Origin of the sequence: Pseudomonas sp. CK-NBRI-02 (genome assembly GCF_008124495.1) — a bacterium.
Classification (GTDB): domain Bacteria; phylum Pseudomonadota; class Gammaproteobacteria; order Pseudomonadales; family Pseudomonadaceae; genus Aquipseudomonas; species Aquipseudomonas guariconensis.
This window is the reverse complement of record NZ_VSJH01000006.1, coordinates 447091-460992: the sequence shown is the minus strand read 5'-3', so window position 1 is coordinate 460992 and position 13902 is coordinate 447091. Positions and strand designations below refer to the sequence as shown.

Annotated in this window: 13 protein-coding genes; 6 read left to right on the top strand and 7 right to left on the bottom strand. The window is 64.3% G+C overall.

The window, feature by feature from the left end:
• Nucleotides 1-65 precede the first annotated feature (65 nt).
• From DQ397_RS06635 to arsC, 3 genes are read right to left on the bottom strand one after another with little or no spacing between them, the layout of a single operon-like run.
• Complete coding sequence (locus tag DQ397_RS06635; RefSeq protein WP_043214543.1) at nucleotides 66-479, bottom strand: DUF2069 domain-containing protein; 414 nt, start codon at nucleotides 477-479, stop codon at nucleotides 66-68.
• Nucleotides 472-1077 (bottom strand): NAD(P)H:quinone oxidoreductase, encoded by a 606-nt coding sequence (wrbA, locus tag DQ397_RS06630; RefSeq protein WP_070572948.1) that lies wholly within the window; start codon nucleotides 1075-1077, stop codon nucleotides 472-474. Before wrbA ends, DQ397_RS06635 begins: the two co-directional genes overlap by 8 nt.
• Complete coding sequence (gene arsC, locus DQ397_RS06625; protein WP_043215202.1) at nucleotides 1074-1427, bottom strand: arsenate reductase (glutaredoxin); 354 nt, start codon at nucleotides 1425-1427, stop codon at nucleotides 1074-1076. The genes wrbA and arsC overlap by 4 nt, the downstream gene beginning before the upstream one ends.
• Before the next feature lie 85 nt (nucleotides 1428-1512).
• Here arsC and DQ397_RS06620 point away from each other — a divergent pair, with 85 nt between their 5' ends.
• The gene (locus DQ397_RS06620) at nucleotides 1513-1977 is read left to right on the top strand and encodes a TlpA disulfide reductase family protein (RefSeq protein WP_043215201.1); all 465 of its coding nucleotides are present in this window, start codon (nucleotides 1513-1515) and stop codon (nucleotides 1975-1977) included.
• 73 nt (nucleotides 1978-2050) lie between these two features.
• On the opposite strand, the gene DQ397_RS06615 is transcribed toward DQ397_RS06620, so the two are convergent.
• The 4 genes from DQ397_RS06615 to DQ397_RS06600 form a co-directional block, all read right to left on the bottom strand.
• Nucleotides 2051-2455, bottom strand: coding sequence for an META domain-containing protein (locus DQ397_RS06615; protein ID WP_043215199.1), 405 nt, complete (start codon nucleotides 2453-2455; stop codon nucleotides 2051-2053).
• Complete coding sequence (locus DQ397_RS06610; protein WP_043215198.1) at nucleotides 2452-2889, bottom strand: hypothetical protein; 438 nt, start codon at nucleotides 2887-2889, stop codon at nucleotides 2452-2454. Before DQ397_RS06610 ends, DQ397_RS06615 begins: the two co-directional genes overlap by 4 nt.
• Before the next feature lie 31 nt (nucleotides 2890-2920).
• The gene (locus tag DQ397_RS06605; RefSeq protein WP_043215196.1) at nucleotides 2921-3910 is read right to left on the bottom strand and encodes a 2-hydroxyacid dehydrogenase; all 990 of its coding nucleotides are present in this window, start codon (nucleotides 3908-3910) and stop codon (nucleotides 2921-2923) included.
• A gap of 141 nt (nucleotides 3911-4051) precedes the next feature.
• A complete protein-coding gene (locus DQ397_RS06600; protein WP_043215194.1) occupies nucleotides 4052-6814 on the bottom strand; it encodes a response regulator in 2763 nt (920 codons plus the stop codon).
• 237 nt (nucleotides 6815-7051) lie between these two features.
• Here DQ397_RS06600 and DQ397_RS06595 point away from each other — a divergent pair, with 237 nt between their 5' ends.
• From DQ397_RS06595 to relA, 5 genes are all read left to right on the top strand, one after another.
• The gene (locus tag DQ397_RS06595) at nucleotides 7052-7768 is read left to right on the top strand and encodes a response regulator transcription factor (RefSeq protein ID WP_043215192.1); all 717 of its coding nucleotides are present in this window, start codon (nucleotides 7052-7054) and stop codon (nucleotides 7766-7768) included.
• A gap of 2 nt (nucleotides 7769-7770) precedes the next feature.
• Entirely contained in the window at nucleotides 7771-9168 is a 1398-nt protein-coding gene (locus DQ397_RS06590; protein ID WP_052352514.1) for a sensor histidine kinase, read from the top strand.
• A 94-nt stretch (nucleotides 9169-9262) separates the two neighbouring features.
• On the top strand, nucleotides 9263-10162 hold the full coding sequence (gene cysM, locus DQ397_RS06585; RefSeq protein ID WP_043215206.1) for a cysteine synthase CysM: 900 nt from the start codon (nucleotides 9263-9265) through the stop codon (nucleotides 10160-10162).
• Complete coding sequence (gene rlmD, locus DQ397_RS06580; RefSeq protein ID WP_043215190.1) at nucleotides 10162-11520, top strand: 23S rRNA (uracil(1939)-C(5))-methyltransferase RlmD; 1359 nt, start codon at nucleotides 10162-10164, stop codon at nucleotides 11518-11520. The genes cysM and rlmD overlap by 1 nt, the downstream gene beginning before the upstream one ends.
• Before the next feature lie 97 nt (nucleotides 11521-11617).
• Nucleotides 11618-13858 (top strand): GTP diphosphokinase, encoded by a 2241-nt coding sequence (relA, locus tag DQ397_RS06575; protein ID WP_043215189.1) that lies wholly within the window; start codon nucleotides 11618-11620, stop codon nucleotides 13856-13858.
• Nucleotides 13859-13902 lie beyond the last annotated feature (44 nt).

Sequence of the window (13902 nt, the reverse complement as noted above, 5' to 3'; positions counted from 1 at the left end):
CCCGCTGCCACAGGGGCGGTGCAGTACTTGTGGCAGCGGGTTTACCCGCGAAAAGGCCGCCGCTTCTACTGCCCTTCACCGGCCACACGCCGCTCATGCTGGAACTTCCAGCGCACATACAGCAGGGCACTGACGAACAGCCCCAGGCTCACCAGCACCTCCATCCAGCCGAACACCGCCCGTGCCGGGTCGAACGCCGCCAGCACTCCCTTGATGAAATAGATATTCACCACGAAGCACGTCCAGGCATGGGCCCGGGCGCTGCCCGTCAGCATGCCCGGCACCAGCAGCAACAGAGGGATCAGCTCGATGGCCAGGATCACTTCGACCCGTGCCCCATGCAGGTCCGCGAACCACAGGTTGTTGACCGCCAGCAGGGCGATCAGGCCAAAAAAGCAAGCCAGGCTCAACGCCCGGGTGACGCGCACCCGTGGCGTGAGCCATTCCAGCGGTGGCAATACCTTGGGCTTTCTAGCCACGCTCGCCCCCCAAAGCCTTGGCGGTGCTCGCCAGGCGTTGGCCCAGGGCGCGGCACAGGGCGATTTCGTGCGGGTCGAGTTCGCGCTTGCCATCAGCTCCAGCGTGGTGGCTGGCGCCATAGGGCGTGCCGCCGCCACGGGTCTCGAGCAGCGCCGACTCACTGTATGGCAGGCCAAGCACCAGCATGCCGTGGTGCATCAGCGGCAGCATCATCGACAGCAGCGTGGTCTCCTGACCGCCATGCAGGCTGGCGGTCGAGGTGAACACTGCCGCGGGCTTGCCGACCAGCTCTCCGCCCAGCCACAAGCTGCTGGTGCCGTCGAGGAAGTACTTGAGCGGCGCGGCCATGTTGCCGAATCGGGTCGGGCTGCCCAGCGCCAGGCCCGCGCAGTGGCGCAGATCGTCGAGGGTGGCGTAGAGCGCGCCGCTGGCCGGGATGTCCGGGGCCACGGCTTCGCATTCGGTGGAGATCGCCGGCACAGTGCGCAGGCGCGCCTCCAGGCCGGCCATCTCGACGCCGCGGGCGATATGCCTGGCCATCTCGCTGGTCGAGCCGTGGCGGCTGTAATAGAGCACTAGAACGTAGGGATCGCTCACGGCAGGATCTCCAGTACTTTCTCCGGCGGACGGCCAATCACCGCCTTGTCACCGGCGACCAGGATCGGACGCTCGATCAGCTTGGGGTGCTGGACCATCGCGTCGATCAGTTGCGCGTCGCTCAGGGCGGGGTTGGCCAGATCCAGGGCCTTGTATTCTTCTTCACCGGTGCGCAGTAGCTGGCGCGGGGCGATGCCCAGCTTGCCGAGCAGGGTTTTCAGGGTGACGGCATCCGGCGGGGTGTCCAGGTAGCGCACGATGGTCGGGGCTAGGCCGCGCGCTTCGAGCAGTTCCAGGGCGCCGCGGGATTTCGAACAGCGCGGGTTATGATAGAGGGTCAGATCAGTCATGACGGGTCGCATCCAGCTGGGTGTGGCGGCTATTCTAACCGCAGCGACTGTGTCGTTTGCTTGAAACTTCTAGAAGGATTGACCCATGGCAAGGCGTTTGGCAGCAGTACTGGCCATCACCGCGAGCCTGTTGCTCGGCGGTTGCGGTGCGGACTACGGCGTGGACCAGCACGGCAACACGGTAAAGGCCGAGCAGATCGACGGGCACTGGCTGGTGCTCAACTACTGGGCCGAGTGGTGCGGCCCGTGCCGTACGGAAATCCCCGAGCTCAACGCTGCGGCCAAGCAGTGGGAGGCCCAGGGTATCAAGGTGGTCGGAGTGAACTTCGATGGGTTGCAGGGCCAGGATCTCAAGCAGGCCGCCGAAACTCTCGGCATCGCCTTTACCGTCCTCGCCCAGGACCCGGCCGAGCGCTACGAGCTGCCGCGCAGCGAGGCGCTGCCGGTGACCTACATCATCGATGACAAAGGCAAAGTGCGTGAGCAGTTGATGGGGGAGCAGACCCTCGAAGGACTGCAAGCCAAGATCAAGGCCCTCAAGGGCGCTTAAGCGCTTCGAGCTGCAAGCTTCAAGAAAGAGCGGACCGTGTCGGGCTTGCTTTTCTTGCAGCTTGCAGCTGCTCTTAACCTTCCTCAGGCCAGAAGCGCAGTGGCTTGCCCTCGGCCGGCCAGAAGCGAATCTGCTCGATCGATGAGACGTCCCAGCGTTGCACGGTCTCCAGCGCCTGAAGGAAGCGTTTTTCCTGGTCCATCAATGCAGGGGCGCACAGTTTGCGGGTTTTGCCGACCTTGCCAAAGCTGATGCGGTCGCCTTGCAGGGTGTAGGACGCGAACCAGTGATTGCAGCCAGCATTGCCATAAGCACGGCCGTCCTCGCCGAGGATCAGGGTCAGGTGGCTGTAGTCGATCAACGGGCGCTCGCCGATCCACTCCAGCACATAGCTTTGCTCCGGTTGCAATTTCGAAGGCTCCGATGCGCAGCCGAGCAGGCCGACGGCAATCAGTGCACCGGTCAACAGATGCTTCACTGCGCGCTCCCTTGGCAGGCCGGGCACAGGTGCTGGTCGCCACGGCTGGCCCAACCCAGCTCGGCGATGCGGGCGCTGGCCGCGGGCTGGCGGGCCTTGTTGCCGAGCTTGCCGTCGACGGCGAACTCGAAGTCCAGCTCAGCCTGGCAGCTGTTGCACTTGACCTTCCAGTTGAGGATCTCCAGCTCGTTGAAGATCGGGCCGCTGGCCACGGCGACCCATTGGCCGCGCGGGTTGATCAGGTGGCGCACGCTCTCCACGGTAAGGCGCATGGAAAGATCCTTGCTGCCTTTTAGAGTCACCAGCAGGACATCGTCCTTCTGGATCGAGCCACCGTTGCCAGTCACCTGATAGCGGCCCGGCACCAGGGCGCGGCATTCGATCAGGGTGTGTTGCGGGTTGAAAAGGGTGTAGCGGAAATCGTGTTCGACCATGGGTCCTCCAAAATTGCCGCGTATCCTAGCATCAACCGTTCACCAGATTCTGCGGATCGCCCTCCGTCCAGCGGATGATGTTGTCCAGGGTGGTCGAGGCGATGGCCGCCAGCGCTTCATGGGTGAGAAATGCCTGGTGTGCGGTGACGATCACGTTGGGGAAGGTCAGCAGCCGTGCGAGTACGTCATCCTGCAGCGGCAGGTCGGAACGGTCCTCGAAGAACAGCTGCGCCTCCTCTTCATAGACATCCAGCCCCAGGTAGCCGAGCTGGCCACACTTGAGCGCGTCGATCAGGGCCGGCGTGTCGACCAGCGCGCCGCGCCCGGTATTGATCAGCATGGCGCCGGGTTGCAGGGTGGCCAGGCTCTGGGCGTCGATCAGATGGCGGGTGTGCTCGGTCAGCGGGCAGTGCAGGCTGATGATGCGGGCCTGGCTCAGCAGTTCGGGCAATTCCACGTAGCGGGCGCCCAGGGCAAGCAGTTCAGGGTTGGGGTAGGGGTCGTAGGCCAGCAACTGGCAGCCGAAACCGGCCATGATGTGGGCGAAGGCGGCGCCGATCTGGCCGGTGCCGACCACGCCGACCGTCTTGCCGTGCAGGTCGAAGCCGGTCAGGCCATGCAGGGTGAAATCACCTTCGCGGGTGCGGTTGTAGGCCCGGTGCAGGCGTCGGTTGAGCGCCAGGATCAAGGCCACGGCATGCTCGGCCACGGCATGGGGTGAATAGGCCGGTACCCGCACCACCGACAGTCCCAGGCGCCGGGCGGCGGCCAGATCGACGTGGTTGTAGCCTGCCGAGCGCAAGGCGATCAGACGGGTCCCGCCGGCAGCCAGGCGTTCGAGCACCGTGGCATCGAGCTCATCGTTGATGAACGCGCAGACCACCTCGAAATCCTGGGCCAAAGCGACGGTGTCCTGGGTCAGCCGGGCCGACTGGTAGTGCAGCTCCAGGCTACTGTCGCGGGAGGCCTGGGTGAAGCTTTCCTGGTCGTAGTGCTGGCTGCTGAACAACAGGACACGCATGGTGTGAATCTCCAGGTTTCGTCATCGCGGCAGTGTAGACAGCCTGCGAAGAAGGGCGTTGATCTTGCTCAGTGGCGTCACTGTTCGGATAGTGCAACGCCCCCGATTTTGGGGCCGTCCTGCGGCCCCAGGGCTTTGCGCTCAGGCGCTCAGCCGAGCCTGAGCCGCGAGCCGCACGATGGCCCGGTCGAGCTCGTCCAGGGCTTGCGCCGCCTGGGGGCTGTCCTGTTTGAGCAAGGTCTCGCTGCGCTGGCAGGCCGCGCGCAGTTGCGGCACGCCACAGTAGCGCGATGCGCCGTTGAGGCGATGGACCCGTTCGATCATCGCCGTGCGATCACCCAGCTCGCGGGCGACGCGGATCGATTCACGGTCGGTCTCAAGAGACGCCAGCAGCATGGCCAGCATGTCCGCGGCCAGGTCCGGCTTGCCGGCGGCCAGGCGCAGGCCTTCCTCAGGGTCGAGCACCTTCAGCTCGTTACTGTCGATGGCCCGTTCACTGCCGCGCTCCTGCATGGACGGCACCAGGCTCATTCCGGTCCATTTCATCACCACCTGGGACAGCTGGCGCTCGCTGATCGGCTTGGTCAGGTAATCGTCCATGCCGCTGTGCAGCAAGGCCCGTTTCTCGTTGGCCATGGCGTGTGCGGTGAGCGCGACGATGGGCAGCGGGCTGCCGCTCTGGCTGGCTTCCCAACGGCGGATCTGCTCGGTGCAGGCGCGTCCGTCCATTCCCGGCATCTGCACATCCATCAGCACCAGGTCGAAAGGCTCGTCCTGCACTGCCTTGACCGCGGCATAGCCGTTGTCCAGCGCCAACACCTCGGCGCCCAGGCCTTCGAGCAGGGTCTGCACCAACAACAGATTGGCTGGGTTGTCGTCCACGCAGAGAATCCTTGGCGCCCGGGTATTGCCGCTGGCGCGCGCGTCGTTGGTCGCTCGGCGCGGTTGCACCAGTTCGAGCAGCAGGCGGCGCAGTTTGCGCGTGCAGGTGGGCTTGGACAGCAACTGGCCATGGGGATTGGGCAGGTAGGGGTGATAGAGCGCCTGCTCGGTAGTCGGGCAAAGCACCACGCACAGGCAGCCCAAGCGTTCCAATTGCTGGTGATAATGGCCCAGTTGCTCCGGCGAGAGCGTGCTCAGGTTGGCCCCCAGCACCGCGAACTCGAAGGGTTGGCCTGCCTGGCTCGCCGCCTGCACGCCTTGCAGCAACTGGTCGAAGGAGGCGAACAGGCTGACGCTCAGACCGCAATCTTCCAACTGGTGCTCCAGGGCTTGGCGCGCCAGCTCGTGGCCATCGACGATGGCGGCGCGGCGCCCGAGCAACGGTTGCAGCGGTTGCTCCTGCGCGTCGTCATGAGCGCGCGGCAGGCTGAGGCTGATCCAGAACTGCGAACCTTCGCCTGGGGTGCTGTCCACGCCGATCTCGCCACCCATCTGCTCGATCAGGCGCTTGGAGATCACCAGGCCCAGGCCGGTACCGCCGGGCTGACGTGACAACGAGTTATCGGCCTGGCTGAAGGCCTGGAACAAGGTGCGCACATCCTGGGGCGAGAGGCCGATGCCTGTGTCTTGCACGCTGATGCGCAGTTGTACGCTGTCCTCCTGTTCATCCTCGATCATGGCACGCACGACGATGGTGCCTTCGCGCGTGAACTTGATGGCGTTGCTCACCAGATTGGTGAGGATCTGCTTGAGCCGCAGCGGGTCACCGATCAGCGACAGCGGGGTGTCGCGGTAGACCAGGCTGAGCAGCTCCAGCTGCTTGGCGTGGGCCGCAGGGGCGAGGATGGTCAGCGTGTCCTGGATCAGATCGCGCAGGTTGAACGGAATGCTGTCGAGCACCAGTTTGCCGGCCTCGATCTTGGAGAAGTCGAGGATCTCGTTGATGATCCCCAGCAGGTTGTCGGCGGACTTCTCGATGGTATTGAGGTAGTCGAGCTGGCGCGGGGTCATCTCGCTGCGTTGCAAAAGGTGGGTGAAGCCGAGGATGCCGTTGAGCGGTGTGCGGATCTCGTGGCTCATGTTGGCCAGGAACTCGGACTTGATGCGGCTGGCCTCCAGCGCCTCCTTGCGCGCCATGTCCAGTTCGATGTTCTGGATCTCGATGGTTTCTAGGTTCTGGCGCACGTCTTCGGTGGCCTGGTCGATACTGTGCTGCAGTTCCTCATGGGCATTTTGCAGGGTCTCGGCCATGCGGTTGATGCCCGCCGCCAGTTCATCCAGCTCATGGCTGCCCATCGCCGGCAGGCGCTGTTCCAGGTTGCCTTCCTTGAGTTGGGTGACGGCGTGCTTGATGCGACTGAGCGGATCGTTGATCGTCCGGCTCATGCGCAGGGCGAGCAACACGGTGAGCGACAGGCAGCCGAAGATTAACAACAGGCTGGTGAACAGGTTGCGATAGCCGCGCAGCAAGGTGCCGTCGTGGGACAGTTCGATTTCGACCCAGCCGAGCAGGCGCTCGGCTTCGGCGGGGACCGCCTGGGAGGCCAGGTCACGATGATGGCCGAAGACGGGCATCAGGTAGCGAGTAGCGTCATTGCCGGTGCGTTGCAGCAATTGAGTGCCGGTGCCCCCGGTCGGCGCCTGGTTGAGCATGCTCGGGCCGGCATGGGCCAGGCGCGAGCGGTCGGGGGCCAGGAATGCCACGGCGCGCACATCGGCTTGCTCCAGGGCTTGGGCGGCGATGCGTTCGAGCAGCTCCTGGGCTTGGGCCGGGTTGGCCAGGGAGGGCGCTGCCAAGGGCGCGAGCTGCTCGGCGAGCATCTTGCCGCGCTGGAGCAACTGAGTCCGCAGCTCGTTTTGCTGTAGCCAGTTGAAATAACTTCCCAGCACCAGGGCCATCAGGCTGGCTGGCAGCAGGGCCAACAGCAGGACCCGGCTTCTGATTCCCAAACGATCGAGCACATTTGTCTCCTGTCATGTGCTTGCCTGCCGTCAGCATAAAGACGGCCCCAGGCGGAACGTTACTCTCCAGGGCCGTCTGATGCACTTCTTTGTAGCTCTTTTTGCGGTTCCCAGCCTTGGCGGCTGAATCATCAGTGGCGCCTGCGTTGGCCTCAGGTCATCGGCGAGCGCGACCCGGTTGCCTTGGCCGGATGCATGGCCAATAATCGCGCAGTTGAGAATTAATGTCAGAAGCCAATGAATCCCGAAGCTATTCACCCGTCTACCATTCTGGCCATCGAGGACGACCCGGTGCTGGGTGCCTACCTGCACGACGAGTTGCAGCGCGACGGCTTCCTGGTGACTTGGTGCCGTAACGGCCTCGAAGGCCTGGAGGCCGCCAGCCGCCAAGCCTTCGATGTGGTGTTGATGGATATCCTGTTGCCCGGCCTCAATGGTCTGGACGCCTTGGCCCGGCTGCGCAAGCACAGCACCACGCCGGTGATTCTGATGTCCGCGCTGGGCGCCGAGTCCGATCGCATCAGCGGTTTCAAGCGCGGCGCCGATGACTACCTGCCCAAACCCTTCAGCATGGCCGAATTGCGGGTACGCATCGAAGCGATCCTGCGACGGGTGGCGCTGGAGCGCCGGCACCAGGCGCCACGGGAGGTGGTCAGCGGGCAGCTGCGTTTCGACGAAGCGGCTTGCGATGTCTGGCTCGACGGCCGTTCGGCAGGGCTCACACCCAGCGAGTACCGCCTGCTCGAGACGCTGCATCGCAGCCAGGACGAAGTGCTCAGCAAACCCTTCCTTTATCAACAGGTCTTGCAGCGCGGTTATTCCCGCCATGACCGTAGCCTTGACATGCATGTCAGCCAGATACGTCGCAAGCTCAAGGCGCTCGGCTATCACGAACGGCAAATCCGTACTGTCTGGGGCAAGGGCTATACCTTGTGCGCCGGCGAGGCCGAATGACAGTGCTGGATCGGCATTCGCTGTTCTGGAAGCTGGCCATTCTGCTGGTGGGCTTCTGCCTGTTGATGATTGGCCTGAGCTACACCTGGGGCCGGCACATGGAAACCCGCAACGCCTTCCTCGACGCGCCGGCCCAGGCACAGCTGATCGGTTATGCCGCCGAAGCCGAGCAGGCCTGGCGCCAAGAAGGCAGGGCGGGGGTGGACCGCTGGCTAGCCGGCATGCACCAGCGCGAGCCCGGCTGGGTGAATGTGCTCGATGCCCAACTGCGCCCTTTGGGCAGCGCCACGCTGTCCACCGATGAAATCCAGCAACTGACACGTCTGCGTGGAGTCGACTGGCCCATGAGCCGACGCAGCATCACCCAGCCTTGGCTGCGCCTGCCGTTTCCCGAGGCGCCGGAGCAGGGCATGTTGGTGATCGAGTTGCCGCAGCGGCTGAATCCCGGGCGGTACCTGCTGTTCTGGCAGATCCTGACCAACGGCGTGATTCCTGGCCTGTTCACCTTGTTGTTGTGTGTCGGTCTGTATCGGATGCTGATCGTGCCGCTGAACCAGTTGCGCGAGCAGGCCAACGCCTGGCGTGCCGACCAGCTGTCGGCCCGTCTGGATTCGCGTACCGTTGGGCGGCATGACGAGCTGGGCGAGCTGGCCAGGGCGTTCGATCAGATGGCCGAGCGCCTGCAGGAGAGCGTGGCCATGCAACAGCAGATGCTGCGCGACCTTTCCCATGAGATGCGCACGCCCTTGAGCCGCTTGCGCGTGGCCTGCGACGGCGAGACCGATCATCAATGCCTGCGCGAGCGGGTGGCGCGGGAAATCGACTGCATGCAGCAATTGGTCGAAAACACCTTGCAACTGGCCTGGCAGGATGCCGAGCGGGCACCGATGAACCTCGAGCCGATCCAGCTCCAGGCCCTGTGGGACATGCTCGCCGAGGATGCCTGCTACGAAAGCGGCTGGCCGCCTGAACGCCTGCGCTGTGAATTGCCCGCCCAATGCTGGGTGCAAGGCAACCTCAACCACCTGGCCCAGGCACTGGAGAACATGCTGCGCAATGCGATCCGCCATTCGCCCGAACACGGGCTGGTGCGCTTGGGAGGCTACCGCGAAGGCAATTATTGGCGGCTATGGCTGGAAGATCAGGGGGGAGGCGTGGACGAGGCGGATCTGGATCGGATCTTCGCGCCGTTCTCCCGCCTCGATGGCTCCCGACCCGGGGATGGCGGCTTCGGCCTGGGGCTGAGCATTGCTCGCAGTGCGATTCAGCGCCAGGGTGGCACGTTGTGGGCCGAAAATGGCAAGCAAGGGCTACGCCTGTGCATGCGTTTGCCGGCGCATGTGGCGTCGGATCGCGAGGCAGGTCCGCGCGTTCAGGTTTGGACCGGTACGAGCTTATAGCTTGTAGCTATAGCGACTACAGATTGCGTGATATGGCGAGCAAAGGTTTGCCGGTATGATAGTCGCCCCTGCCGTCCGGATTGCGAACAACGCCATGACCTTGCAGTACCCAACCATCGCCGATTGCGTCGGCAATACGCCTCTGGTTCGCCTGCAGCGTATCGCCGGCGAGACCACCAACACCCTCCTGCTCAAGCTCGAAGGCAACAATCCCGCGGGTTCGGTCAAGGACCGCCCAGCGCTGTCGATGATCACCCGCGCCGAGTTGCGTGGCCAGATCAAACCGGGCGACACGCTCATCGAAGCCACGTCCGGCAACACCGGCATCGCCCTGGCCATGGCGGCGGCGATCAAGGGTTACAAGATGATCCTGATCATGCCGGACAACTCGACCGCCGAGCGCAAGGCGGCGATGACCGCCTACGGTGCCGAACTGATCCTGGTCACCAAGGAAGAGGGCATGGAAGGGGCGCGAGACTTGGCCGAGAAGCTGCAGGCCGAAGGTCGCGGCCTGGTGCTCGACCAGTTCGCCAACGGCGACAACCCGATTGCCCATTATTCCAGCACTGGCCCTGAGATCTGGCAGCAGACGCACGGCACCATCACCCATTTCATCAGCTCCATGGGCACCACCGGGACCATCATGGGCTGCTCCCAATACCTCAAGGAGCAGAACCCGGCAGTGCAGATCGTTGGCCTGCAACCGATGGAAGGCTCGGCCATCCCTGGCATTCGCCGCTGGCCCGAGGAGTACCTGCCGAAGATCTTCGACGCCACCCGGGTCGACCGCGTGGTCGATATGTCCCAAGACGAAGCCGAGCAGACCACCCGTCGTCTTGCTCGTGAAGAGGGGATTTTCTGCGGCGTTTCTTCCGGTGGTGCGGTCGCGGCAATGTTGCGCCTGTCCCGCGAGGTCGAGAACGCGGTCATGGTGGCGATCATCTGCGACCGTGGCGACCGCTATCTGTCCACTGGCCTGTTCGACGCAACCTGATGTCCAGAAAGAAAAGCAACAGCGGCCTGCGCTTCCAGCCGGCCGGCGGCAATCGTGCGCCACAAGTGCCGGTCGGCAAGAAACAACGCCTGCAAATCGAGCGCCTGGCCGGTGACGGTCGTGGCATCGCCTTTGTCGAGGGACGCACTTGGTTCGTCAGTGGCGCTTTGGCTGGGGAGTCCGTCGAGGCCCGCGTGCTGGGCGCCCGTGGCAAGGTGGTCGATGCACGCTTGGAGCGGGTGCTGCAGGCCAGCCCCGAACGGCGCGAGGCGCCGTGCCAGTATTATGAGCGTTGCGGTGGCTGCAACCTGCAGCACCTGCCTCACGACGGCCAATTGACACTCAAGCAGCGGATGCTCGCCGAGCAACTGCAGCGGGTGGCCGGCGTACAACCCGAGCAATGGGCCACGCCACTGGTCGGCCCTGAATTCGGCTATCGGCGCCGGGCCCGGATCGCCGTGCGCTGGGACCCGAAGGCGCGTCATCTGGACGTGGGCTTTCGGGCCGAGGCCAGCCAGGACATCGTCGCCATCGACGAATGCCTGGTGCTGGTACAGCCCTTGCAGGCGATTTTCCGCCATCTGCCGACGGTGCTGCGCAGCCTGAGCAAACCTCAGGCGTTGGGGCATGTCGAGCTGTTCAGCGGCACCGCGCAAGCGGTTCTGGTGCGGCATGTGGCGCCGTTGCCGGCGGAGGATCTGGCGCGCCTGGAGGCCTTCTGCAAGCAGGCTGACGCCCAGCTGTGGTTGCAGGGCGACGGCGAACCGGCGCCGGTCGAGGCCGGTCTGACACTTGGTTTTGCACTCGAGCCTTGGGGGCTGGAGTTGGCCTGGCGGCCGGGGGATTTCGTCCAGGTCAATGCTCAGGTCAATACATTGATGATCGAGCAGGCGCTGGCGTGGCTGGCCCCTCAACCCGAGGATCGGGTGCTGGATTTGTTCTGCGGCTTGGGCAACTTTGCCCTGCCGCTGGCCCGGCGGGCCCGGGAAGTGGTGGCCGTGGAAGGTGTACAGGCCATGGTCGAACGGGCCGAGGCCAATGCCCGTAGCAACAATGTGCATAATGCACGGTTTTTTCAGGCCGATTTATCGCAGCCTTTGGCGGGCGCCGGATGGGCCGCCGAGGGCTTTTCTGCGGTACTCTTGGATCCACCGCGCGACGGTGCTTTCGAGGTGGTGCAAGGCATCGCACGCCTCAAGGCCAAGCGGCTGGTCTATGTGTCCTGCAACCCGGCCACACTGGCGCGAGACGCCCAGGTTCTGGTCGGGCAGGGGTACCGGTTAACAAGGGCCGGGATCCTCGACATGTTTCCTCAGACGGCACATGTCGAGGCCATGGCGTTATTCGAAGCGGGCTAGCCAGGCTGGCCCCTTGGTGCGGCGTCCAGGGACTGGGCGGCGTACGGTGATTGCCAGCGCACCCGCGTGGTGCGCTGTATGGAAAGGTAAAAGAAAGATGGTACAGGTGAGAGTGCACCAGCCGGTCAATACCGACGGTAGTATCAATCTCGAAGCATGGCTGGATCATGTGGTGAGCGTCGACTCGGCGCTGGACCGCAAGGCGCTCAAGGAGGCCTGCGATTTCGCCCAGGAGGTCGAGAAGAAGGGCAACCCGGCCAAGCATTCCTGGGCCGACGGTACGTCCAGCTTCCAGGCGGGTCTGGAGATCGCCGAAATCCTCGCCGACCTCAAGCTCGATCAGGATTCCCTGGTGGCTGCGGTGATCTATCGCTCGGTGCGCGAGGGCAAGGTGACCCTGGCCGAGGTCGGCCAGCGCTTTGGCCCGGTGGTGTCCAAGTTGATCGACGGCGTGCTGCGCATGGCCGCCATCAGCGCCAGCCTCAGCCCGCGCCAGTCGCTGGTGCTCGGTTCCCAGGCGCAAGTCGAGAACCTGCGCAAGATGCTGGTGGCCATGGTCGACGACGTGCGCGTTGCCCTGATCAAGCTGGCCGAACGTACCTGCGCCATTCGGGCGGTCAAGGCCGCCGATGACGAGAAGCGCCTGCGTGTGGCGCGCGAAGTGTTCGACATCTATGCTCCGCTCGCCCACCGCCTGGGCATCGGTCACATCAAATGGGAGCTGGAGGACTTGTCCTTCCGCTACCTCGAACCCGACCAGTACAAGCAGATCGCCAAGCTGTTGCATGAGCGCCGGCTCGACCGCGAGCGCTTCATCAGCGACGTGATGAACCAACTGCAGAACGAGCTGCTGGCCACGGGCGTCAAGGCCGACATCAGCGGCCGGGCGAAACACATCTATTCCATTTGGCGCAAGATGCAGCGCAAGGGCCTGGAGTTCAGCCAGATCTACGACGTGCGCGCCGTGCGTGTACTGGTCCCGGAGATCCGCGACTGCTACACCGCGTTGGGCATCGTCCATACCCTATGGCGGCACATCCCCAAGGAATTCGACGACTACATCGCCAACCCCAAGGAGAACGGCTACCGCTCCCTGCACACCGCAGTGATCGGCCCCGAGGGCAAGGTGCTGGAAGTGCAGATCCGCACCCATTCCATGCACGAGGAAGCCGAGCTCGGTGTGTGCGCCCACTGGCGCTACAAGGGCACCGACGTCAAGTCCAGTTCCAACCACTACGAAGAGAAGATCTCCTGGCTGCGCCAGGTGCTCGAGTGGCACGAGGAACTGGGCGATATCGGCGGCCTGGCCGAGCAACTGCGGGTGGACATCGAGCCGGACCGGGTCTATGTGTTCACCCCCGATGGCCATGCCATCGACCTGCCCAAGGGCGCCACGCCGCTGGACTTTGCCTACCGTGTGCACACCGAGATCGGCCACAACTGCCGCGGCGCCAAGATCAACGGGCGTATCGTCCCGCTCAACTACAGCCTGCAGACCGGCGAGCAGGTGGAGATCATCACCAGCAAGCACGGCAGCCCGAGCCGTGACTGGCTGAACTCCAACCTCGGCTACGTCACCACGTCCCGCGCACGGGCCAAGATCGTCCACTGGTTCAAGCTGCAGGCCCGCGACCAGAACGTCGCTGCCGGCAAGACCCTGCTCGAGCGTGAGCTTAGCCGCCTGGGCCTGCCCCAGGTGGACTTCGAACGCCTGGCCGAAAAAGCCAACGTCAAGACCGCCGAGGACATGTTCGCTGCCCTGGGCGCAGGCGACCTGCGCCTGGCGCATATGGTCAACGCGGCCCAGCAGTTGCTCGAGCCGGAGCGCAGCGAGCAGATCGAACTGATCCCACGCAAGGCCAGCGGTACCCGCTCCGGCAAACGTGGCGATATCCAGATCCAGGGTGTCGGCAACCTGCTCACCCAGATGGCCGGCTGCTGCCAGCCGCTGCCGGGCGACGCCATCGTCGGCTATATCACCCAGGGTCGCGGGGTGAGCATTCACCGCCAGGACTGCGCCTCGGTGCTGCAATTGGCCGGCAAGGAGCCGGAGCGGATGATCCAGGTCAGCTGGGGGCCGATCCCGGTGCAGACGTATCCGGTCGACATCATCATTCGCGCCTATGACCGTCCGGGGTTGCTGCGCGACGTGTCGCAGGTGCTGCTCAACGAGAAGATCAACGTGCTGGCGGTCAACACCCGCTCGAACAAGGAAGACAATACCGCGCTGATGTCCTTGACCATCGAGATCCCAGGCCTGGACGCCCTCGGGCGTTTGCTGGGCAGAATCTCGCAGTTGCCGAACATCATCGAGACGCGGCGTAACCGTACCCCTTGAGATCGAGGCGCCTTTTTCGCGGGTGAACCCGCTCCCACAGCGAT